Consider the following 21755-nt stretch of genomic DNA (forward strand, 5'->3'; position numbering starts at 1 on the left):
CGGCATAAGGTATGACTGAGCGTAAATTGGAGACAACAATGAAGAAAACGCGCGCGCAAAGCGCCAGGACAGCGCCGGTCGCGGCCAGTATGGCCGATAATAACGACGATGTTTCCGAGCGGATCCGTGCCACGCTGGCGGCGGCGATTGGTGAAGGAGCGTTAAAACCGGGCACCAAAATTCTCGAAGAGGCGATTGCCGAACATTTTGGTGTCAGCCGCACGGTGGTGCGTGGCGCGCTGGGCGTACTGGAAAGCGACCATCTGCTCGAACGCAAAAGAAATCGTGGCACGTTTGTCGCAGAACCTGGCATTGAGCAGGCCAGAAACCTGTTTGAAGCACGGCGTAAAATCGAAGCCCTTCTGCTGGAGCTGGTGGTGGAAAGGGCGACTTTCGAACAGCTGGAAGCGCTGGAAAAGCTGGCAGACGAGGAAGAGCACATTCATCATCATGGCGATGAAAAATCGAAAACCGTGCTTTCCGGCAAATTCCACATCGTGCTGGCGGAAATCGCCGGGAATCCTGTGCTGACCGAAATGCTGGCGAAGATTGTTGCGCGGCTCTCACTGGTGATGTCTTTGTATGAAGAAGATCATAAGGACGATTGCGGCGCGGATCATCACCGAATGATTGTGGCGGCCATCAAAGAGAAAGACCTGACCAAAGCGCAGCAGCTGATGGACCACCATCTTGCCGACATCGAAGGGCGCGTGCGCTTAACCGAAGGCCACGGCGACCGGCATACGTTTCTGTCTGTTCTGGAAAATTTCTCGTGATGAAACCTTCCGCTTAGCGGCATTCATTCCGGCAGCATTCTTCAACTTTACTAATCTATTACAGGTAACCCTGTCGGCTGTCGCGCCATTTCTGGCGTTGACAGCTTTGGATTAGTCAAAGGAGAAGGACATGCAAACGCATTCGAATTCGACGCGCCGTGGAATTGCCACGGCGTTGTACGAACTGTTAAACCCCATTCCTCTTGGTTTTTTTGTCGCCGCCTGGATTTTCGACATTCTCTATATGAAAACCTTTATCACCATGTGGACCGATGCGGCGAACTGGTTGATTGTACTGGGGCTTTTCATCGCTGTTATTCCTCGTCTTATCAATCTGGTCCAGGTCTGGACAGGTCCTGAATCTATCGCTGACAGCGCGCGTAAACTGCACTTTTGGCTGAACCTGCTGGCAATCGTGCTGGCGATCTTCAATGCCTTTATTCACAGCCGTGATGCTTATGCGGTTGTCCCGGCGGGCGTCATTCTTTCGACGCTGGTGGTGGTGCTTCTGCTTCTGGCCAATGTCCAGCTGGCATTACGCCTTCCGGTTGCAGGAGGGGCGACACGATGAAAAATTATCAACGTTTATTGTCCGCCTGTGTGCTTGCCGGGCTGCTCAGCAGCTGTGATAACAGCTCGCAAATTGATCCGAAAAAACAAACCGGGGCAGATCCTGAACTGCCAAAAGCGCAGAACTTCCTGATGCCGCCAATGAAAGTGCCGGAAGGTATTCCCTGGAAAAGCGGCGAAATGCCGAAAGTTGCCGACGGACTGAAAATCGAGAAAATCGCTGAAGGTTTGAAACATCCCCGTCAGGTTTACGTGCTGCCTAATAACGATGTGCTGGTAGCGGAATCGAATGGTCCGGCCAAAAAACTCATCTTCCGCCCGAAAGAGCTGATTATGGGCTTGGTGCAGAAGTCGTCAGGTAAAGGCGGCGAGGGCGGCAATCGCATTACGTTGCTGCGTAATACCGGCGGCAAATGGGAGAAACATACGTTTATTGCGCAGGTAAACTCACCTTTCGGCATTCAGCTGACCGGAAATACGCTGTGGATAGCGAGTGCCGACAGCCTGATAAAATATCCCTATCAGACAGGTGAAACAGAAATTACCGCGCCTGGTGAAGTGGTGACGCAATTGCCGGGCGGTCCGATTAACCATCACTGGACGAAATCCCTGCTGGCCAGTCCGGATGGCAGCAAATTGTATGTCGGCGTCGGTTCCAACAGTAATATCACCGAGAATGGCATCGGGGCAGAAGACCGTCGTGCAGCGATACTGGAAGTGGATGCTGCAACCGGAGCCAGCCGCATTTTTGCCAGCGGATTACGCAATCCGACCGGCCTGCAATGGGAACCGCAGAGTGGAAAACTTTGGGCGGTGGTGAACGAGCGCGATGAAATTGGCTCTGATCTGGTGCCGGATTACATGACGTCGGTACAGGAGCACGGTTTCTATGGCTGGCCGTACAGCTATTATGGCCAGCACGTTGATGAACGGGTCAAACCGCCGCGTCCGGACCTGGTAGAGAAAGCGATCAAGCCTGATTATGCCATCAGCTCACACGTCGCGCCCCTCGGACTGCTGTTCTATACCGGCGATAATATGCCGCAATATCGCGATGGCGCCTTCGTCAGCGAGCACGGCAGCTGGAACCGTAAACCGCTGAACGGATATCAGGTGATGTGGGTGAAATTCGAAAACGGTAAGCCGGTTGGGTTGCCGCAACCTGTGGTGACGGGTTTCCTGACTGACGATCAGAAACAGGTTCGCGGTCTTCCTGTCGGGCTGGCGATGGATAAACAGGGCGGCGTACTGATCGCCGACGATGCGGGCAACGTCGTCTGGCGGGTAAGTAAGGCGCAGTAACATCCTGCTCAGGAATGCGGGCAGGAAGCCTGCATTCCTTCATCAAAACGTCCCATTCTCCCTAAACTCAAATTAATAATTTGTTACGTAATAATAATGAACCTTCTCGCGACAATGCCAATGTTAATAATTACTATTTTCGTTCTCATTGCGATCTGTTCTTGTAAAAATAAAAATAGAAACAGCGTCGCGTCCTCAAAAAATTTTACGAGAATGCGTTATGTCCTTTACTGGCAGGGGAAAAGTCGCGGAGTTTTGCGCACCGGATATAAGAAAAGTCTTTACCGTTTCATCACTGGCGCTGGCTATTGTTGTGGCGATCAATCCCGTCTGGGCGGCTGAAACCAGCAGCACGGCAAATGCCGCAACGTCCGGTGACTCGCAGGATATGGTGATCGAAGGCTCACCGACCGTCGCCGGCAGTGACGCGCTGGATTATGCGGTGAAAACGACGACCGCAGGCACCAAAATGAACCTGACCCCGCGCGATATTCCGCAGTCGGTCAGCGTGATCACCCGTCAGCGTATGCAGGATCAGAACCTGCAATCGGTCGGCGATGTGCTCGACAACACCACGGGCATCTCCACGGAAGTGATCGACAGCGAACGCGTGTCCTATTTCTCCCGTGGCTTTTACATCAACAACTACACCTATGACGATATTCCTTCGTCCGTCAGCGACACCTGGAACTTTGGCGATGCAGCTGAAGACACGGCGATTTATGACCGTATCGAAGTGGTGCGTGGTGCAACCGGCCTGATGACCGGCGCAGGTAATCCGGCAGCGTCGGTGAACATGGTGCGTAAGCACGCCGACAGCAAAGAATTTACCGGCGATATCAGCGCCAGTTATGGAAGCTGGAACAAGCAACGTTATGTGCTGGATGCTTCCGGCCCGCTGAATCAGGAAGGTTCAGTGCGCGGACGGGTCGTTGCGGGCTATCAGGATCAGGACAGCTGGCTGGATCGTTATCACAAGCGTAAAAAATTCCTCTACGGCGTGATCGATGCCGATGTCACTGACAACACCACGGTATCGCTCGGTTACGATTATCAGGAAACCAACACCGGCAATCCGACCTGGGGCGGCCTGCCGACCTGGTATTCGGACGGTTCGCGTACACATTACGACCGCAGCACTAATACCTCCGCTGACTGGACAAATTACGCCATTCAGTCGCGTAAAGTGTTCGCCAACGTGAAACACGATTTTGATAACGGCTGGACATGGCGGGTTAACGGCACGCATGGCGAGCAAACCTTCAATGATAAACTGCTGTATCTGATGGATTTCCCGGATCACACCACTGGCGAAGGGCTGAGCGGTTTTGGCAGTAAAGACCGTGGCACGCGCAAAGTGGATTCGGTAGATACCTATGCCACCGGGCCGTTTGAACTGTTTGGTCGTCAGCATCAGATGGTTGCCGGTCTCAGCTACAGCCGCCAGCATAACCAGACTTACAGTGCGGATGGATCCATTGACAGCGACGCCATTGGCAGCTTTGGCAACAGCTGGGATGGCAGCGTCAGCGAGCCGGAGTGGGGCGACTGGTACCTGAATGCCGACGATGTAGTTCGTCAGAAAGCGGGCTATTTCGCCACACGCTTCTCGCTGGCTGATCCGCTTTCGCTGATCGCCGGTGCGCGTTACACCGAATGGACAAGCAATGGCAGCAGCGGCAATATGCAGAAGAACAACATAACGCCATACGGCGGGCTGGTGTATGACATCAACGACACCTGGTCGGCCTACGCCAGCTATACCTCAATCTTCCAGCCGCAGACAGACCGCGATATCAACGGCCATTATCTGTCACCGACTACGGGTAAAAACTACGAAACTGGCCTGAAATCGGCATGGATGGACGGTCGTCTTAACGCCTCGCTGGCGGTGTTCCGCATTGAGCAGGATAATGTCGCGCAGGCCGATGGCAGCAATTACGTCAACGGTTCAAGCGAGCAGGCGTACGTCGCAGCAAATGGCACAGTGAGCAAAGGGGCAGAGTTTGAGCTGAGTGGCGCTGTCACCGACAATCTGCAAATGACCTTCGGTGCGACGCGTTATGTCGCGAAAGACGATACCGGCAGCCGCCTGAACAGCAACATGCCACAGACACAGCTGAAACTGTTCAGCCGTTACCAGTTGCCGATGTTGCCGGATCTGACGGTCGGCGGCGGCGTAAACTGGCAAAACCGCACCTTCCAGGATGCAACCGGGCCAGACGGTGAGACCCACCGCGTATCACAGGGCAGCACGGCGATTGTCGATCTGTTCACCCGTTATCAGGTGACTAAACAGTTGTCGGTTCAGGCCAACATCAACAACCTGTTTGACCGCACCTATTACTCATGGCTCAGTGATTACGCCGTTTACGGCGAACCGCGCAGTGTCTCGGTCAGCGCGAATTATGCGTTTTGATGTGATGCGATAAAGACTATCAGGGCAGCATCGGGATTTCCGGCGCTGCCTTTTTTATGCCTGGTTCAGGCAATGCGTCGTATTTTTGTACAGGGGATGTGAAGGATGCGAGACTTATTACAGCTCAGTCAGACGCTGAACGTTCAGGCTCTCCAGTTTACCGTTCAGGATATCGAGAAAATCATCGTGGTAGGACATTGCCACGTGTTTTTTCAAATCTTCTTCAGACTTCCAGCGTTCAATAAAGACGAATGAAACTTTACCTTCATTTTCGAGGTTACGCACATCGGGAACAGCATGACTTTCATGCAGATCATATTGCAGGCATCCTGCTTCTTGATGAGTTGGAGAAACCATTGCCAATGCGGCATCTCTTACAGTTTCGATGAATTCGGGCAAAGGGGTTAATGTGGCAACAATTTTTACTTCGCTCATAGGGAGGCCTTTGGTTATCAGTTATTTATTCTGGATTTATACAATCCGGGTACGAATTTTTCAGGGTAGTTGTGAATTGATCATTGTGCCAGCCAATATGACAGAATCAATACTGAAAGAGTCAACATGCGACGTGGGGGATGGGGTATAAATGAAGAACTCATTGATTGATGCATTCAATTTAACATAATCATGATTATGCGCACCAAATCTGTAAGTCCCATTTGATAATGTCACTCAGATACGGCGCATTTGCCACCTTTCTGGGAGATCTCTTCTGATGCTGGTAACCATGTCCAATAAAGAACTCCACCGCTTGCCGGTGATCCAGGCCGTTGTTGAAAAGCGCCTGCGTCGCCGTGATGCCGCCTCTCAGCTGGATCTCACTGAACGTCAGGTACAACGTCTTATGAACCGCTTCAGGGAATCCGGTCCTGCCGGGCTGACGAACACTCGTCGCGGTATGCCCGGAACGCATCGCATTGATGTTGCACTGCGCCATCGGATACTGACGCTGCTACGTGAAAATTACGTCGGTTTCGGGCCCACACTTTCCGCAGAAAAGCTTCAGGAACGTCACGGGATTTCTGTTTCAGTCGAGACGCTGCGCTGCTGGATGACTGCCGACGGTCTCTGGGTGCCGCATGCCCATCGGCGACCGCGAGTTTATCAGCCCCGTTATCGACGCGACTGTTTGGGTGAACTCATTCAAATCGACGGTTCACACCACGACTGGTTTGAAGGACGTGCCTCCAAGTGCTGCCTGTTGGTTTACATCGATGATGCCACCGGTCGCCTGATGCATCTGCGGTTTTGTCAGAGCGAATCAACCTTCGACTACATGCTGGCAACGCGCGAGTACATGGATAAACACGGCAAGCCGGTGGCCTTTTACAGCGACAAGCATGCTGTGTTCAGAGTCAGCCAGGCTGAGACTCGTCGGACCGGCATGACTCAGTTCGGACGTGCGTTGCATGATCTCAATATTGAACTGATATGTGCTAACAGCAGCCAGGCTAAGGGGCGCGTCGAGCGTGCCAACCTGACCCTGCAGGATCGGCTGATTAAGGAGATGCGGCTGGAAAACATCAGTGGCATTGACGCGGCCAATGCGTGGCTGGACGTTTTTATTCGCGACTTTAATTGTCGATTCGCCAGACCCGCAACCTACCCGAAAGACCTCCATCGACCCGTCAGCGAGAACCGCTCAGAGCTGGATGATATTTTTGCCTGGCAGACGCTGCGCACGCTCTCAAAATCGTTGACCTTTCAATATGATAAGATGCTTTATCTTGTTGAACCCTCGGAGGAAAATGCGCATATTGCGGGTGAGAAAATCCTGGCTTTTGACTATCCGGACGGCACGCTGGCGTTCCGCTATGGCAACAGAACGCTGAAGTATCAGGTATTCGACAAGCTGGCCTGTATCGACCAGGGCCGCATTGTGGACAATAAGCGACTGGGGGCAGTTCTGAAATTGGCGCAGGAAAAGCAGGACGAACTCGAGACACCGGGGAAAAGAAATCGCAGCCAACATATGCCTAAAAGGCGTGCTCAGGTTCAGGAACAACTGAGGGCAATGAACCCGGTACTTGCCGACCCGACCCTGTTCAAACCTAGTCTGAAAAGATGACCTGACTGCCCTTTTCTCTTCAGAATTTGGATAAAAAGTGACATTCAAAAATGGGAAATCAGGGTGACATTTCAAACTGGGATAGACAGAGTGTGTAAGTCCCATTTGATAATGTCACTTTTTAGCTAGTTTATAATGTCACCCAGATACGGCGCATTTTCCACCTTTCTGGGAGATCTCTTCTGATGCTGGTAACCATGTCCAATAAAGAACTTCACCGCTTGCCGGTGATCCAGGCCGTTGTTGAAAAGCGTCTGCGTCGCCGTGATGCCGCCTCTCAGCTGGATCTCACTGAACGTCAGGTACAGCGTCTGATGAACCGCTTCCGGGAGTCCGGTGCTGCCGGGCTGACGAACACTCGTCGCGGTATGCCCGGAACTCATCACATTGATATTGCACTGCGTCATCGGATACTGACGCTGCTACGTGAAAATTACGTCGGTTTCGGGCCCACACTTTCCGCAGAAAAGCTTCAGGAACGTCACGGGATTTCTGTTTCAGTCGAGACGCTGCGCTGCTGGATGACTGCCGACGGTCTCTGGGTGCCGCATGCCCATCGGCGACCGCGAGTTTATCAGCCCCGTTATCGACGCGACTGTTTGGGTGAACTCATTCAAATCGACGGTTCACACCACGACTGGTTTGAAGGACGTGCCTCCAAGTGCTGCCTGTTGGTTTACATCGATGATGCCACCGGTCGCCTGATGCATCTGCGATTTTGTCAGAGCGAATCAGCCTTCGACTACATGCTGGCAACGCGCGAGTACGTGGATAAACACGGCAAGCCGGTGGCGTTTTACAGCGACAAGCATGCTGTATTCAGAGTCAGCCAGGCTGAGACTCGTCGAACCGGCATGACTCAGTTCGGACGTGCGCTGCATGATCTCAATATTGAACTGATATGTGCTAACAGCAGCCAGGCTAAGGGGCGCGTCGAGCGTGCCAACCTGACGCTGCAGGATCGGCTGATTAAGGAGATGCGGCTGGAAAACATCAGTGGCATTGACGCGGCCAATGCGTGGCTGGACGTTTTTATTCGCGACTTTAATTGTCGATTCGCCAGACCCGCAACCTACCCGAAAGACCTCCATCGACCCGTCAGCGAGAACCGCTCAGAGCTGGATGATATTTTTGCCTGGCAGACGCTGCGCACGCTCTCAAAATCGTTGACCTTTCAATATGATAAGATGCTTTATCTTGTTGAACCCTCGGAGGAAAATGCGCATATTGCGGGTGAGAAAATCCTGGCTTTTGACTATCCGGACGGCACGCTGGCGTTCCGCTATGGCAACAGAACGCTGAAGTATCAGGTATTCGACAAGCTGGCCTGTATCGACCAGGGCCGCATTGTGGACAATAAGCGACTGGGGGCAGTTCTGAAATTGGCGCAGGAAAAGCAGGACGAACTCGAGACAGCGGGGAAAAGAAATCGCAGCCAACATATGCCTAAAAGGCGTGCTCAGGTTCAGGAACAACTGAGGGCAATGAACCCGGTACTTGCCGACCCGACCCTGTTCAAACCTAGTCTGAAAAGATGACCTGACTGCCCTTTTCTCTTCAAAATTTGGATAAAAAGTGACATTAAAAATGGGAAATCAGGGTGACATTTCAAACTGGGATAGACAGAGTGTGTAGTAGCTAAATTGAGATGTTCGCTTAGGAGATGCAGATGCTTTATGCCACTGCCGTCTGATGCATTTGCATTTTTGCGAGACTGAATCAGCCTTCAACTACAAAAGCCGACATTGGGAGATCATCGAATTTATCGCAGCCGTTATCTCAGGTGCATGCGGAGCATAGTAAAAATTAGCACTGGTTTTTCTCCTGCCGCCAGAAGATAAATCAATCCATGCGACATCCTCATCATTCCCGTCTTTTAAGTTATATCGTTGTAAACCACCGGCACCGGTTTCATCTTCCAGTAACGTCAGGCGTTGTTTTTGTGCGGCTAAGAATAGGCAATCCGACACGTCTTGTGGCTTACCGTCAAAGTAAGCAGTCTTTAGGGTCGGGTGCGTCCCTACCCGGCCGAGGTCAATACAGCCAGATATGGCGATAATAATCAGCAAAAATCCAAGCTTGTACATTTAATTCGCCTCTTAAAGATTGTTGTTAAGTATATTGTTCTGCACTCATTTGTATGAATATATCACCGATAAGTCCGGTACACCTTTCCTTAAACCTTGATTCGAGCACTTTCGAATGGGTATCCGGCGCATCATCCGGCAAAGGCAACCGGAAGGATTAAAGTTTTCCACTTCTGCTCCCATTTCTGCCAGCAATCGCCCCATCAAAGCAATCTGGTTCAATTGCCGGTAACTGCGTTATAAAATTTCCCCGTGTCGTAAGTTATGCTTTAAAACTCAACACATATGAAATAGCATATATGTGAATATTTCAAACCGAGGTTTTCAATGCTTCAGCCTGTCCAGCTTTTTAAACTGCTCTCCGATGAAACCCGCTCGGCCATCGTAATGCTTCTGCGAGAATCCGGCGAGTTGTGTGTCTGCGATATCTGCGCAGCAACGGCTGAATCTCAGCCGAAAATCTCCCGTCACATGGCGATGTTGCGAGAGTCCGGGATGGTTATCGATCGCCGGGAAGGAAAATGGGTGCATTACCGGTTGTCCCCCCATATGCCTGCCTGGGCTGCAGCCATTATTGATTCAGCGTGGAATTGTGAAAGAGAGAATGTGCGCAAAAAGCTCGACAACACATCGCCCACTTCTTGTTAAAACATGTATTCACATTCACCATGGTGAATGTGTCAGGGGTTTCTGATGTTACTGGCTGGTGCTATTTTTGTATTTACCCTCATTCTGGTTATCTGGCAACCACGGGGACTGGGAATTGGCTGGAGCGCTGCGCTGGGCGCCGGTCTGGCATTGCTGACAGGTGTCGTTCACCCTGCCGATATTCCGGTGGTATGACAGATTGTCTGGAATGCGACCGCAACCTTTATTGCCGTGATCATCATCAGTCTGTTGCTCGATGAGTCAGGTTTTTTTGAATGGGCCGCCCTGCATGTCGCCCGCTGGGGCAATGGCCGGGGACGGGTGCTCTTTACCTGGATTGTCCTGCTGGGTGCGATGGTCGCTGCACTGTTTGCTAACGATGGTGCCGCGCTTATTCTGCCCCCCATCGTCATTGCGATGCTGCTGGCACTGGGATTCAGTCAGCGGGCAACGTTAGCGTTTGTCATGGCCGCAGGGTTTATTGCCGATACTACCAGCTTGCCGCTGATTGTCTCGAATCTGGTCAATATCGTCTCGGCGGATTTCTTTAAACTGGGATTTTCTGAATATGCCGCCGTAATGGTGCCGGTCAATCTGGCGGCTGTCGCGACAACGCTGGGCATGCTGCATCTGTTTTTCCGCAAAGACATTCCGGCTGTTTACGATGTCGCTCTGTTAAAGGAGCCGAAAGCCGCTATCCGTGATGCCGGAACCTTTAAAACCGGCTGGCTGGTTCTGATTTTGCTTCTGGTGGGATTCTTTGCCCTGGAGCCGCTGGGGGTGCCAGTCAGCCTGGTCGCTGCCGCGGGTGCCCTGCTTCTGCTGGCTGTTGCGAAGAGAGGTCATGCCATTAACACTGGCAAAGTGTTGCATGGCGCGCCGTGGCAAATCGTTATCTTCTCGCTGGGAATGTATCTGGTGGTCTACGGGCTACGCAACGCCGGGCTGACCCACTATCTTTCCTCCCTGTTAAATCATCTCTCAGATCAGGGGTTGTGGGTCGCCACGCTGGGTACGGGTTTCCTGACGGCTTTCCTGTCGTCAGTGATGAACAACATGCCCACCGTTCTTATCGGCGCGCTGTCTGTTGATGGCAGTACCGCAACCGGTGTTATCAGAGAAGCGCTGATATACGCCAATGTGATCGGCAGCGATCTGGGGCCAAAAATCACGCCCATTGGCAGTCTGGCAACATTGCTGTGGCTGCATGTTCTGTCGCAAAAAAATATTAAAATCACCTGGGGATATTACTTGCGGGTGGGCAAGGTGATGACTATTCCGGTGCTGTTCGTTACGCTTGCCGCGCTGGCGTTGCGGCTATCTTTCACTTTCTAATGAGATACCCTATGAGCTTGATCACTATCTATCACAACCCGGCATGCGGTACGTCCCGTAATACGCTGGAAATGATCCGCAACAGCGGCACTGAACCCACCGTTATTCTGTATCTGGAAACGCCGCCATCCCGTGAGGAACTGGCTACGTTGCTTGCAGATATGGGTATTACCCCGCGGCAGTTGCTGCGTAAGAACGTTGAGCCTTATGAGCAACTCGGACTGGCTGAGGATGTCTTCACCGGCGGTCAGCTGATGAGTTTTATGTTGCAGCATCCCATTCTGATTAATCGTCCGATCGTGGTGACACCGCTGGGAACCCGACTGTGCCGCCCGTCTGAAGTGCTGCTGGACATTTTGCCTGATACTCAACGTGGCGCGTTTACCAAAGAAGACGGTGAAGAGGTTGTGGATGGTCAGGGTAAAAAGATTAAATAACCGGTTACGGTAATGGCTCAGCTTTTCATGTTTGCCATCATTTTGAAGGGAGGCACATTGCCTCCCCTTCCTTCTATGCCTTCACCAGCGCACGTGTTTTATCGAGCAGGTACGGGCGCAGATACCCCACGGTGTTCGACAGCAAAATCACATCGTCAGAAACCTGAATGTTAAGCACTTCCGCCAGGTATTTTTTGCGTGCCACCATCCTTTGCCACACCTGCGGATACTGACTTTCCAGTTCACGGCGCAACGCTTCATCCGCCAGCGCAACGGTATCTTCAATGCTGCTGCCTCCGTAACCCGGCAGCGAGGGAATAATATCTATCTGGAACAGCATTCCGCTCGCCAGTGGCACGGCGGAATCAGGGTAAACCGGCGAACACAGCCATTCCTCATCGGCCACCAGATGCCCCGGATTGAGATGCCAGTTCCAGGTTTTCTGCTCAAGGGTTTCTTGCACCAGACGGTATAAATCGCCGCCGCGCATGCCGATATGCAAATTCTCCAGCCACGTGACGACCGTATGATAATAAGGGAGCGCCAGACGCGGCAGCCAGTCAGCGACGTCCTGCGGCAACTCTTCCTCACTGGCAACGACGTACGCGGCGCGACTCGATAACCCCCCTTTATAACCGACGGTCAGTGAAAATTTATCCCCGTGACGGATGACTTTGTCCGAGGGATAAAGACTGGCATGCGCAAACCGGTCGCCGGTTGCGGCGATCATGATGACATTGTTCTGCTGACCATCGCCTGCCAGCAACTGACCGACTTCTTTCTCGGATTTACCGGGAGCAATCGCGTCCAGTGCGGCCATCAGGCTGGATGACGCCAGATTTGCGCCGTACTCATAAAACGCGACTTCATTGGCGTTATTAATGCAGCGTGCGCCATTTTCCGGTGCGATAAACAGGCCGGTGGCATTCACCACATTCTCTTTTCCACCGGCAGCATTGCGCACCGCATCCAGAATAAACGCCGGAACATCAAAGCTGTATGGATCGGTTTGCAGATCGATACGGAACAATTTCCAGCCCGCGACGCCGGTTTTTTGTGACGCTGTCACGCCCGCCATTGCCAGCAGATTTTGCAGCGGCTGATGATGTTTCATCGGCTGATTGGGCAGGGAAAACACCGGCGCGTGCAGACAAGCTCCTCCGTTGCGGGCATGCGGTACCAGTTTGAGATTCTCATTACCCATTATGTAGGTCAGTTCGCCGTTACTGCTTACCACCAGCAAAGCTTCTTCAAAACGCGGGATAAAACCAGAAAGGTATTCAAAATTGCCGCCGTGTTCTTTATCGGCGTAAATCACCAGCGACGATAAGCCTTGTTGCTGCATGGCGCTCAGAACGCTGTTCAGCCGGGCTTTCATGGTTTCATCCGACAACACCGGCGTGGGCACCTGAGGGTAAGTGACCGGTGCCGGGACAGTGGCCAGTGTGTAGGCAGTATCAGAATTCATTGCGTTTCCTTATGCGTCAGAAATCATTATCAGGAGTCAGATTCAGAAATGTTGGGTTCATAAATAACGTAGCCCGCCACGCCGCCCTTCCCGCCGTCTTTCGGATGGTTGATGCCATCACTGACCGGGATCGGAGAGAAATCGAAGGGCGATACGCCTTCGATGCAGGCGACATTGACGCCATAAAATTCGGGATTGGAGCGACGTTGATGGAAGGTATAAATACCGCAAACCGAACAGAAGAAATGCGCGGCCTCACCGCTGTTAAAGCGATATTCCGTCAGCTTATCCTTGCCTTGCGTGATGTCAATTTCACCGGCAGTGGCGACGACCGCGCCGCGCATACGGCAAAATGAACAGTTGCAGCGCAGCACGCCGTTAAAACCGTCGGTCAGTGCGACCTTGAACGTGACGGCACCACAATGGCATTGAGCGGACAATTTATCTGGCATAGCAATCTCCCTGTGTCGGATGAACAGACGGATAGGCGGAGAAAATGTTGTACCAAATTTCGCCGCGCATTACAGCTTTACCTTAAAAAGCCCATTTTTTAGCCGTAAAACATTCATGCCCGCTATCAATTTCTCGTTTTGAGATCTCATACCAACTTTCTGTCACCTATTTTGTTTTACTACCCAATGTTAGGAAATGTTACGGAAATGATTCCGTAATGAAAATAAAATAGCTGCACGTAAGGAAGCTAACATGAAAAGACTCACCACTTTTTGCCTCGCGGGACTTGTTTCATTTAATGCGTTTGCCCTGACCGGCAACGATGCCACCACCAAACCGGATCTCTACTATTTAAAAAATGACCAGGCCATCAACAGCCTGACTTTACTGCCACCGCCACCGGCTGTGGGCAGCATTGCGTTCCTCAATGACCAGGCGATGTATGAGCAAGGCCGTCTGCTGCGTTCAACCGAGCGCGGCAAGCAGGCTGCTGAAGATGCAAACCTGAGTGGAGGCGGTGTGGCGAATGCCTTCTCCGGTGCGTTTGGATCACCGATTACCGCCAAAGACACGCCGGAACTGCACAAACTGCTGACCAATATGATTGAAGATGCCGGGGATCTGGCGACGCGTGGCGCGAAAGAGAAGTACATGCGTATCCGTCCGTTTGCCTTCTACGGCGTCCCGACGTGTAACACCACCGAACAGGATAAGCTTTCGAAGAACGGCTCTTATCCTTCAGGTCATACGTCTATTGGCTGGGCAACGGCGTTAGTGCTGACTGAAATCAACCCGCAACGTCAGGATCAGATCCTGCAGCGCGGTTATGATTTAGGCCAGAGCCGTGTGATTTGCGGATACCACTGGCAGAGTGATGTTGATGCAGCACGTATCGTCGGTTCTGCGGTTGTAGCAACGCTGCACACCAACGACGCTTTCCAGCAACAACTGAAGAAAGCTAAAGAAGAGTTCGCGAAACAGCATAAATAAGCGTTTTTGCTTCTTGCAGGACAAAAAAAACCGGCCTGATAAGCCGGTTTTTTTATGGAGAGCAGAAAGCGATTCAGGCCGCTTTAACAGCACGCGTCTTTTTAGGGGCTGGCGCTGCTGCGGTTTCTTCAGTCGTTTCTTCCGCTGCTTCTTCTGTTTCAGCTTCAGTCACTGCCGGTTCTTCAGTCTGCGCGACAGGTTCTTTTGCAGCTTCTTCTTCCGGCAGCTTGCTGGTGCGCAGGATGTGCTGAACGGTATCTTTTTGCTCAGCCAGGCGAAGGGCAATGTTTTCTGCCAGCGATTCATCGATCTCAAGTTCGCTCTGCAACAACCAGTCAGTAAAAGCATCTGCCATATCGAGCATTTTGTCGTAAGCGTCCGCTTCTTTCTTATTGGCAAATGTCATTTTTTCTTCACCTTTTCTGACGACAACAAACTTTGTTTCAACAGCCATGATTCGCTCCTTATACTGTAATTATATACAGCATACCAATAATCAATGCAGGATACATCATCCAGCCTGTTTTTTATAGTGCGGCGCAGGCGTGAATTTCTTCCAGATAACCGCTAAGGTAGAAAATAACCCGTTTTATAACGTACTTGTGAGGATTCCGTGACAAACGTGAAGGAAGTCTGCAACTGGAGCAAAGACGCCTACCGGATAACCACCGACATCAGCCAGCTGGATATTCCTGCCGTCCACGCCTATCTGACCCGCTCGAGCTGGGCGCCGGGAATTGACGAGCAGACGGTGCGAGATGGCGCGGAAAACAGCCTCAACTTTAGCTTGTTCGACGGTGAAAAACAGATTGGTTACGCCCGCTTTATCACTGATTACGCCACCTTTGCCTATCTGTGCGATGTGTATGTGTTAGAGGAATATCAGGGGAAAAATCTGGGAGCATGGCTGATTGAATGTGTTCAGTCGCATCCGGTCACCGCCCGGCTGCGCAGGATGGCATTGTTTACCTCAACGGCACCCTGGCTGTATGAGAAGTTTGGCTATACGCCGGTGAACGAGCCCAATTACACCTGGGTGATCACCCGTCCGGGGCTTTATCTGAAGAAAGACTGATCACGCTTTCTGAGTTTTTTTTCTGAATATTTCGGCTGTTTTCAGTCAGCGCTGGACGTCATTTCAGTCACCATCCGCACAAAATTATCGCGGATTAAATCCTCTTTGCGCGGATCCCATGCAATCCCGACCTGCCAGCGGGTGGCTTTGCCACTCAGCGGCAGCGTCTTCAGTCCTGGCGGCGCAATATGCATGACACTTTTGGGCAGCAGCGCGACACCGACACCGGCGGCGACCAGCGCGACAATCGTCTGGATATCCTCGGACTGCTGCACGGAAGCTGTGTACAGCTGGTTTTCATCCAGAAAGCGGTCGGTTTGCGCGTTCAGCCCGCGCCCGCGATCGGGATATAAACGCAGCAGCGGTTTCTGTTTCAGCCACCCAGCCACCGTCGTCCCGTCGTCAGCGGGCACCACACACACCAGTTCATCTTCAAACAAGGTGTGATAACTCAACGGAGCACCCGGTGGCACGCGCACAAATCCAGTCTGTAATTCCCCGCTTTGCAGCATGTCGTATTGCACGGCAGAAGGCAGATCTTCCAGCGTGATATCCACACCGGGATATGCTGCCCTGAACCTGGCGATGCATTGCGGCGCAAAGGTAAAACTCGACAGGCCAAATCCCGCCGCCAGTAACCCTTCTCCGCCCTTTTCCACCTGACTGGCGTGCTGCATAAAGGCCGTCATTTGGCGCAGCACTTTCTCCGCTTCGGGTAAAAGCCGTCGCCCTCCCGGCGTGAGCGTGGTGCCATGGCGTCCGCGATCAAACAGCGTCACATTAAGCCGGGATTCCAGCAAACTGATCTGCTTGGTCAGCGCCGGCTGCGAGATGGAAAGAGTATCAGCCGCCTCCGCATAATTCCCTGCCTGCGCGAGCGTGACGAAAGCTTTAAGCAAACGCGTATTCATTTTGCATTCCGTTTGGTTATCAGAAACAGAAAATACTTCATTATAAAGTTATCAGTCGCATTGCTTTAATACCAGCGTGAACCCTAAACATTAACGCTTACGGAGAATGACAATGTCGGCATCAATTAAAACGGCGGTAGTTCAGTTTCAGCATCAGGCCGGAAACAAAAAATATAATCTGATGATGATGGAGGGTTTTATCCAGCAGGCGGCGATTAATGGCGTACAAATTCTGGCGTTCTCGGAAATGTGTATCACCGGCTACTGGCATGTGCCGAAACTGGATAACGACGGTGTGGCGGCGCTGGCCGAATCCGTCGAAACTGGTTCGTCTGTGCGCCTTATCCGTAAACTGGCCGTTAAACATCAGATGCTGATTGGTGCCGGTTTTATTGAACGCGGAGATGACGGTCGTCTGTATAACGCCTATGCCGCCTGTATGCCGGACGGTTCGGTGCATACACACCGCAAAATGCACGCCTTTGAACATCCTTCCATCAGTTGCGGCGATACCTATACCGTGTTTGATACGCCCTGGGGCGTGAAGGTCGGTATCCTTATTTGCTGGGATAACAATCTGGTGGAAAACGCCCGTGCAACAGCACTGCTGGGGGCAGATATTTTACTGGCACCGCATCAGACCGGTGGCACAAATTCCCGCAGCCCGTACGGCATGAAGCCCATTCCGCTGGAATTATGGCAGCAGCGTGCCACACGACCGGAGGAAATCACCGCAGCTTTTAAAGGTGCCAGTGGCCGCGAGTGGCTGATGCGCTGGCTGCCGTCGCGGGCGCACGATAACGGCATGTTTATTTTGTTCAGCAATGGCGTGGGTGCAGACGATGATGAAGTCCGCACAGGGAACGCGATGATTATCGACCCGTACGGCCGCATCGTCGAAGAAACCTGGGCGGCGGCAGACGCGATGGTGAGTGCAGAACTGGATCTTTCGCTTATTCCGATGAGTACTGGCAGGCGCTGGATGGCAGGCCGTCGCCCCGATCTCTACCGCATTCTGACGGAGCGTCAGGGCTACGAGCGTGATGCCATTACGGCGCGTTTTTCCGAAGAATTGCCAGGAATGAAAACACGCTAAAATCGGTGTTCGGCGTACAGGGAAACCGGATCATAAGATTGCCGTCTCAATTGCACCTTGCTGTGTTTCCCGCAGCAAGGCTTTGCTCTATCATGATGCTTTCATTGATCCTTTTGCTCAGCGAGACTTTATTTTGCGCATCCTTCCTTTCGGTTCCCGTATTTTCATGACTTTACTGACTGGCCTGCTTTTGTGCTTGCCGGGTTTGAAAGTTGGTGCCGCGCAGGCTGAGATGGCGTCTCCGGCAGATATAGTGGTTGCCTTCCAGACAGATTATCTGTGCTGGAATAACCAGACCGTGGCAGCGAAAGCGGATCATACGCCCGCTGACAACATAGCGATGGCAGAGAAAACCTACCGCGAGATGCTGAAGAAATACACCCTGCCCGATTTTGTCGGCGAACCTGTCGCTTACAGCTCTGAACCGTTGCACGATCCGGCTAAAGAGAAAATCGTGTCGGTGAAAACCCAAGGTGGCGCGGCGGTAGTGACGACGAAGTTCCCGCAGCAATTTTACACGCCGACGTATGAGTACCGTCTGGTGTATCAGCAGCACCGCTGGTATCTGACCGCCGTGGATCTCGTGGACGATGACGGCAAATACCCCAGCCTTTAAGGGATATTTCAGGTCAGCGCTTATCACAGGTGCCACGGCCTTACGCCAGTGGTACTGAAAGGTGAGGCTTTGCCGAAGTAAATCGCAAAGGAGGCTGCAGCTTCCGTCGAGAGCAATGTACAGAAAACCCTGCTCCACCAGGCATTTTAATTAAACACTGTTGTGTGGTACGAAGGTAGCTTTCTCCAGAAAGAAAGGACCGTGAGATCCTTTTGATTTTCATGGCATACATCATCATTTTTTATGACTATTTATCTTTGCTAACTCAACTTTTAAAAGGTTGTAGAGTTTATTTTTTAAGGCGTATAGCTCATTATTTTCTTGGGTGAGTGGCACTTTGTTTTTATGAAGTACAAGGTCAGTAAAAGATCCCGCCCCTCCAAATACGCTCCTTAATGAAGACAATGCCGCTTCATAATCATTTTCAAGCTCAACGTTCAATTCTTCAAATATTTTTGCCCAAGCGTTAGCATCATTATGCGAGAGGATATAAATAATACTGACTACGGTAGTCTTAATTTCATTTTTCATTTCAAATGCCCTTTATTTAATACTCTAACTCCTGATATTTCCCAGGGTGTAAGAACAACGACTTGCTCTGTACCACCTGAATATAGAGGCGTTTGATACCCAACTTGACCAACATATACGTTTGTTCCCGCAGGTATTTGAATCTCATAAAAGCTATCAATAGGGGATTGTCCACCGGTTGGCCATTTGGGTAAAACAGCCTTATCGACACGCGATTGCAAAATCCCTTGAGGCTGTTAATAGGAAAAGAATTGCCCAAGCTCCACTCCATCCCCTCCACTACGATAGAAGGTAGTATTCTGAGAAAGGGTTACTTCTTTATATGCTCCACCGGAAAATGTTTCAGCCAACATATTATCTAACGGTCCCGGATTTATTGCCGAGTACTCCCCTTCAACCTTGCCGAGCACATGGAGATTCTTTAGCTCGGAAATCTCACCAACAGCGCCCATTCTTCCAAAACCTAAGCCTGCGGCAACAGAGACTGCCGCGATACCCACGCCTTTAGTCGCCTCATTTAGCATCTGATCAAGGAGCTTCACCGCCTAGCTGCTCTGCCGTTTGGCGGTATCCCTCAATGTTACCGTTATAAATACCACCAGCCGCCAGTAAACGTCCTGCTGCCTTACTGTTTATCGCCTCACCATGCTGCGCCTGTTTCACTGTCGGCGCAGGCTTTCTGCCGTTATGGTTGTCGAGGCATTTCTCGTAGGCGTCTCTCACGTGCATTTCGAACCACTCGTGATGATGACTCATAAAACAGTCGTACACTAAATTGCTTACTGCATCGAAAAAGAAAGGATTGTGGTAGTAATCCCACTGTTCAGAAGTGTCTATTCCGATGATCCAGCCGGAATCGATGTTACTTTTAGTAAAGTCATAAGCATCATCAACGTAGTGAGCGTAACGGCGCTCATCTTGTGCTGAGCTCCTCTCTTTTCTCCATGGGACGTCATGAGCATTAAACCGGTGTGAATGGGGGTAATTATCGCTGCTGAGTTCGTAGTAAATCCGCGCTTGCCTGAAAGCCTCATGCGGCGTCAGGATGTACTGAAAGTCTTCTGGTGAAAGTTCTCTCTTTGCATCCCATGCTCTGATTAATCTAAACATTGCTCAAGCCACTCCTTGCCTGTTGCTATTCCTGTCAATAGGTTACCGATTAAACGGTGACGAAAGTGTGAGCGGCAAAGAGTTCTATGTATGAATATACAATTGTGTTCGGGGGAACCGCTCCACCAGGCCTTTGAAGACTGGCTGGTGAAGCAGGATCACCGTGGTGATGTGGTGCGGATCAGTCGTAGTTTTCGCCGTACAAACCAATCAGGCGGCGGACGACGCCGTTGGTCCAGCCGAAGCCGTCCTGAAGCGGGTATTCCCCGCCGCCGCCTTCACGCGACGCATTGCCGGAAATGTGATATTTCTCGATAAGTTTATGATGCTGCTGGTAAAACTGATTTACTGTTTTCAGCCAGCTGCGGGCAATCTGGTCGCCGAGTACGTCGTTGCCATACAGCTTGAAGCCCTGAATTGCCATCCATTGCAGCGGCGCCCAGCCGTTAGGTTTATCCCACTGTTCGCCAGTTTCGTATTCCGTGGTCATCAGTCCGCCGGAGGTCAGCAGGCGCGTCTGCACGGCGTCAGCAATACGTACGGCCTGATGATGCGTGGCCAGACCGACGTACAAAGGCACCACGCTGGCGGCTGAGAACAGTGCCAGCTGCTGACGGTGCCAGTCGTAATCGCGGAAACACCCTTCTGTCTCATCCCACAAATAGCGGTTGATGGCTTCGCGGCGGGTTTCAGCTTTCTGGCGGAACTCCGCTTCGGTCGCCCGGTCGCTATTGAGGCCGGAAATATTGGCGATGGCGCTTTCCAGTTTGAATAAAAAAGCGTTCAGGTCGATTGGAATAAACTGCGTGGTGCGGATACTGGCCAGCCGGTGACCATCACGCAGCCAGCGCGAGGAATAATCCCAGCCTGATTCCGCACCGGCACGCAGATCGCGGTAAACTTCGTTAGCGGGACGACTGGAGAGTTTCGCGGTTTCCACATCTTCGCGCCAGGATTCATCACGCGGCGTGTCCCTGTCATCCCAGTATCGGTTGAGCAAGGTGCCGTCTGGCAAACAAACCACGTGGCGATAAGCCTGATTGGGTGCCAGCGAATCCGCACCATCCATCCAGAATTCATATTCCATTTTGAGATGATCAAGATAACGACGCGCACCGCGCACACCATCCTCTTCAAACAGTTCGACCATCAGCGCAAAGACCGGCGGCTGCGAACGGCTGAGATAATAGGTGCGGTTGCCGTTAGGGATATGCCCGTAAATCTCGATCAGCCACGCAAAGTTATCGGCCATGGTGCGCAGCAAATCGTTGCGCCCGCTTTCCGCCAGCCCCAGCATGGTGAAATACGAATCCCAGTAGTAGGTTTCGCCAAAACGCCCGCCTGGCACCACGTAAGCCTGTGGCAGGGGCAGCAGTGACGACCAGGAAACATGGTCTTCCGGCTGGCGCGTCAGCACCGGCCAGAGTTTATCGATGTGCTCTTTCAGCGAATCACCCGGATCAGACACGTATTCGTCACCGTGCGGTTCCGGCAGCCAGAAATGCGCCTCAACAAAGCGTTTCAGATTAAAGCCCGGATGGTTTTTTATCCGGCGGTAGCGCAGCAGGATATCCAGCGGATCCATTTTTGGCGGACAGTCAGGAAACGTTTTGCTGTCGGCAAAAAGCGATGAGGACTGGACGCTGGTGAACAGTTCCATATATCGGTCGGCAGGCGTCAACGCATCGGAAGGCGGCAGGCCTTCGATCATCTCCGGTTCCGGCTCGGCGTCCATCATCCGGTCAAGGATCAGCTCAATTGGCTCGAGTTCGCTCAGACGAAACTCTTCGCCTTCCAGTGCTGCGATCTCCTTCGTCTGATGTTTCTCATTTAGCATAAGCGAGCCTTTTGGTTAGAGGACTT

At 51.9% G+C, this 21755-nt stretch carries 22 protein-coding genes and 2 pseudogenes; 13 read left to right on the top strand and 11 right to left on the bottom strand.

The window, feature by feature from the left end:
* Window positions 1–38: 38 nt before the first annotated feature.
* The 4 genes from CKQ54_RS23640 to fhuE all read left to right on the top strand — a co-directional run bounded on the left by CKQ54_RS23640 (window position 39) and on the right by fhuE (window position 5067).
* Window positions 39–776 carry a GntR family transcriptional regulator gene (locus CKQ54_RS23640; RefSeq protein WP_120163672.1) on the top strand — a complete coding sequence of 246 codons (738 nt, stop codon included), beginning with the start codon at window positions 39–41 and terminating at the stop codon, window positions 774–776.
* A 130-nt stretch (window positions 777–906) separates the two neighbouring features.
* A complete protein-coding gene (locus CKQ54_RS23645) occupies window positions 907–1347 on the top strand; it encodes a DUF2231 domain-containing protein (RefSeq protein WP_120163667.1) in 441 nt (146 codons plus the stop codon).
* Window positions 1344–2648 carry a PQQ-dependent sugar dehydrogenase gene (locus CKQ54_RS23650; protein ID WP_120163668.1) on the top strand — a complete coding sequence of 435 codons (1305 nt, stop codon included), beginning with the start codon at window positions 1344–1346 and terminating at the stop codon, window positions 2646–2648. The genes CKQ54_RS23645 and CKQ54_RS23650 overlap by 4 nt, the downstream gene beginning before the upstream one ends.
* 220 nt (window positions 2649–2868) lie before the next feature.
* Window positions 2869–5067, top strand: coding sequence for a ferric-rhodotorulic acid/ferric-coprogen receptor FhuE (fhuE, locus tag CKQ54_RS23655; protein ID WP_120163669.1), 2199 nt, complete (start codon window positions 2869–2871; stop codon window positions 5065–5067).
* 117 nt (window positions 5068–5184) lie between these two features.
* Here fhuE and CKQ54_RS23660 read toward each other — a convergent pair whose 3' ends face one another.
* Window positions 5185–5502, bottom strand: coding sequence for a putative quinol monooxygenase (locus tag CKQ54_RS23660; protein ID WP_120163670.1), 318 nt, complete (start codon window positions 5500–5502; stop codon window positions 5185–5187).
* A gap of 292 nt (window positions 5503–5794) precedes the next feature.
* Between CKQ54_RS23660 and CKQ54_RS23665 the strand changes: the two genes are divergently transcribed.
* Together CKQ54_RS23665 and CKQ54_RS23670 are read left to right on the top strand one after the other, a co-directional pair.
* Window positions 5795–7135, top strand: a complete 1341-nt coding sequence (locus tag CKQ54_RS23665; RefSeq protein ID WP_120349722.1) for an ISNCY family transposase — start codon at window positions 5795–5797, stop codon at window positions 7133–7135.
* 197 nt (window positions 7136–7332) lie between these two features.
* A complete protein-coding gene (locus tag CKQ54_RS23670) occupies window positions 7333–8673 on the top strand; it encodes an ISNCY family transposase (protein ID WP_120349723.1) in 1341 nt (446 codons plus the stop codon).
* 192 nt (window positions 8674–8865) lie between these two features.
* On the opposite strand, the gene CKQ54_RS23675 is transcribed toward CKQ54_RS23670, so the two are convergent.
* Window positions 8866–9222, bottom strand: coding sequence for a hypothetical protein (locus tag CKQ54_RS23675; RefSeq protein WP_112286639.1), 357 nt, complete (start codon window positions 9220–9222; stop codon window positions 8866–8868).
* Between the two features lie 67 nt (window positions 9223–9289).
* Window positions 9290–9426, bottom strand: a pseudogene (locus CKQ54_RS25905) (arsenical resistance protein ArsH); the annotation flags it as partial.
* Window positions 9427–9549: 123 nt separating this feature from the next.
* On the opposite strand from CKQ54_RS25905, the gene CKQ54_RS23685 reads away from it, so the two are divergent.
* From CKQ54_RS23685 to arsC, 3 genes and pseudogenes are all read left to right on the top strand, one after another.
* Complete coding sequence (locus CKQ54_RS23685; protein ID WP_112286640.1) at window positions 9550–9870, top strand: metalloregulator ArsR/SmtB family transcription factor; 321 nt, start codon at window positions 9550–9552, stop codon at window positions 9868–9870.
* A gap of 45 nt (window positions 9871–9915) precedes the next feature.
* A pseudogene (locus CKQ54_RS23690) lies at window positions 9916–11205 on the top strand (arsenic transporter).
* An 11-nt stretch (window positions 11206–11216) separates the two neighbouring features.
* The gene (gene arsC / locus CKQ54_RS23695) at window positions 11217–11642 is read left to right on the top strand and encodes a glutaredoxin-dependent arsenate reductase (RefSeq protein WP_120163612.1); all 426 of its coding nucleotides are present in this window, start codon (window positions 11217–11219) and stop codon (window positions 11640–11642) included.
* A gap of 73 nt (window positions 11643–11715) precedes the next feature.
* On the opposite strand, the gene CKQ54_RS23700 is transcribed toward arsC, so the two are convergent.
* Both CKQ54_RS23700 and CKQ54_RS23705 read right to left on the bottom strand, forming a co-directional pair.
* Entirely contained in the window at window positions 11716–13110 is a 1395-nt protein-coding gene (locus CKQ54_RS23700; protein WP_120163611.1) for a M24 family metallopeptidase, read from the bottom strand.
* A gap of 29 nt (window positions 13111–13139) precedes the next feature.
* Entirely contained in the window at window positions 13140–13562 is a 423-nt protein-coding gene (locus CKQ54_RS23705; RefSeq protein ID WP_112286644.1) for a GFA family protein, read from the bottom strand.
* A 253-nt stretch (window positions 13563–13815) separates the two neighbouring features.
* Between CKQ54_RS23705 and phoC the strand changes: the two genes are divergently transcribed.
* Window positions 13816–14553, top strand: coding sequence for an acid phosphatase PhoC (gene phoC, locus CKQ54_RS23710; RefSeq protein WP_112286645.1), 738 nt, complete (start codon window positions 13816–13818; stop codon window positions 14551–14553).
* Between the two features lie 73 nt (window positions 14554–14626).
* On the opposite strand, the gene CKQ54_RS23715 is transcribed toward phoC, so the two are convergent.
* Complete coding sequence (locus tag CKQ54_RS23715) at window positions 14627–15007, bottom strand: YebG family protein (protein ID WP_120163610.1); 381 nt, start codon at window positions 15005–15007, stop codon at window positions 14627–14629.
* Window positions 15008–15166: 159 nt separating this feature from the next.
* Between CKQ54_RS23715 and CKQ54_RS23720 the strand changes: the two genes are divergently transcribed.
* Complete coding sequence (locus CKQ54_RS23720) at window positions 15167–15628, top strand: GNAT family N-acetyltransferase (RefSeq protein ID WP_113878191.1); 462 nt, start codon at window positions 15167–15169, stop codon at window positions 15626–15628.
* Between the two features lie 41 nt (window positions 15629–15669).
* Here CKQ54_RS23720 and CKQ54_RS23725 read toward each other — a convergent pair whose 3' ends face one another.
* Window positions 15670–16539, bottom strand: a complete 870-nt coding sequence (locus CKQ54_RS23725; RefSeq protein ID WP_120163609.1) for a LysR family transcriptional regulator — start codon at window positions 16537–16539, stop codon at window positions 15670–15672.
* Between the two features lie 106 nt (window positions 16540–16645).
* On the opposite strand from CKQ54_RS23725, the gene CKQ54_RS23730 reads away from it, so the two are divergent.
* Together CKQ54_RS23730 and CKQ54_RS23735 are read left to right on the top strand one after the other, a co-directional pair.
* On the top strand, window positions 16646–17635 hold the full coding sequence (locus CKQ54_RS23730) for a nitrilase family protein (protein WP_120163608.1): 990 nt from the start codon (window positions 16646–16648) through the stop codon (window positions 17633–17635).
* A gap of 166 nt (window positions 17636–17801) precedes the next feature.
* Window positions 17802–18251, top strand: a complete 450-nt coding sequence (locus tag CKQ54_RS23735; RefSeq protein ID WP_147412505.1) for a hypothetical protein — start codon at window positions 17802–17804, stop codon at window positions 18249–18251.
* A 234-nt stretch (window positions 18252–18485) separates the two neighbouring features.
* Here the strand turns inward: CKQ54_RS23735 and CKQ54_RS23745 are convergent, their stop codons facing one another.
* The 4 genes from CKQ54_RS23745 to CKQ54_RS23765 form a co-directional block, all read right to left on the bottom strand.
* On the bottom strand, window positions 18486–18782 hold the full coding sequence (locus tag CKQ54_RS23745; RefSeq protein WP_120163606.1) for a DUF6966 domain-containing protein: 297 nt from the start codon (window positions 18780–18782) through the stop codon (window positions 18486–18488).
* 236 nt (window positions 18783–19018) lie between these two features.
* Window positions 19019–19324, bottom strand: coding sequence for a hypothetical protein (locus tag CKQ54_RS23755; protein ID WP_120163604.1), 306 nt, complete (start codon window positions 19322–19324; stop codon window positions 19019–19021).
* Window positions 19311–19892, bottom strand: coding sequence for a DUF8093 domain-containing protein (locus CKQ54_RS23760; protein ID WP_120163603.1), 582 nt, complete (start codon window positions 19890–19892; stop codon window positions 19311–19313). Before CKQ54_RS23760 ends, CKQ54_RS23755 begins: the two co-directional genes overlap by 14 nt.
* Window positions 19893–20073: 181 nt before the next feature.
* A complete protein-coding gene (locus tag CKQ54_RS23765; protein ID WP_120163602.1) occupies window positions 20074–21729 on the bottom strand; it encodes an alpha,alpha-trehalase in 1656 nt (551 codons plus the stop codon).
* Window positions 21730–21755: the final 26 nt, after the last annotated feature.

This window comes from Rahnella variigena, from assembly GCF_003610915.1.
GTDB classification, from domain to species: Bacteria; Pseudomonadota; Gammaproteobacteria; order Enterobacterales; family Enterobacteriaceae; genus Rahnella; species Rahnella variigena.